This is a genomic window from Prevotella sp. Sow4_E9_plate, from assembly GCF_052116205.1.
GTDB lineage: Bacteria > Bacteroidota > Bacteroidia > Bacteroidales > Bacteroidaceae > Prevotella.
The window spans coordinates 1-1,141 of the sequence record NZ_JBQKLN010000115.1 but is presented as its reverse complement, the minus strand read 5'-3'; the positions used below and the strand labels follow the sequence as shown (position 1 = coordinate 1,141).

Annotated in this window: 1 pseudogene; it reads left to right on the top strand. The window is 41.0% G+C overall.

The window, feature by feature from the left end:
* Nucleotides 1-906: pseudogene (locus ACTQ53_RS17475) on the top strand (IS1380-like element IS942 family transposase); the annotation flags it as partial.
* Nucleotides 907-1,141 lie beyond the last annotated feature (235 nt).

Sequence of the window (1,141 nt, the reverse complement as noted above, 5' to 3'; positions counted from 1 at the left end):
AAATCTGAGAAACTCACTCCTTTTGGAGGAATTTTTTCTATTATGGAGCAATTTGATGCTCTTTTAGCTCAAACCATAGATTCCACCTTGGGATTGAGATGCACTATGTTTGGTTATCAATATAGCGAAATTCTACGCTCTCTGATGTGCGTATATCTTTGTGGCGGCTCATGTATTGAGGATGTTACAACTCACTTGATGAAACATTTGTCTCTTCATCCAACTCTTCGCACTTGCAGCGCAGACACCATATTGCGTGCTATCGAAGAACTGACTTGTAAGAACATCACCTATAAATCTGCTTCTGGCAACTCCTATGATTTCAATACTGCAGACAAGATGAACTGCTTATTGATCAAAGCCCTGCTTGCTACTGGTCAATTGAAATCCGGTCAAGAGTATGATTTTGACTTTGACCATCAGTTCATTGAAACAGAGAAGCATGATGCAAAACCAACCTACAAGAAGTTCCTGGGCTATAGTCCAGGTGTGGCAGTCATTAACGACATGATTGTCGGTATTGAAAATAGAGACGGCAACACAAACGTGCGCTTCAACCAAAGAGAGACTTTGGAAAGAATCTTCAAGCGACTGGAGGCATCAGAAGTATATATATCCCGTGCCCGCATGGATTGCGGCTCATGCTCGGAGGAAATCGTAGATATGGTAGAGGCCCATTGCAGGCATTTTTATATTCGTGCCAACAGATGCTCTTCCTTCTACGATTCCATGTTTGCCTTGACTGGATGGAAAACTGTTGAAATCAACGGTATTGAATTTGAGCTGAATTCCATCCTTGTTGAGAAATGGAAAGGAAAACCGTATCGTCTTGTCATACAGAGACAAAGGCGAATAGAGGGAGACCTTGACATTTGGGAAGGCGAATATACCTACAGATGTATACTGCAATAGTTCGTTAATAATTCAATAATGTGCTAAGCAGCTATACGCTGTAAGCACGAGAGATCTTTGAAAATCTTGCTAATTAAAGTTCGGTTCGGGATGTACCCGCATGCTTTAAAAATTCGTCTCACCAGATAAATGTTGGTCATCAGTGACTTGAATGAAGACATAGAATATTCCATTCCCATCTCCTTCATAGTTACCTTGGCAACATTTAGTGATGTGAACGAAGCATTGA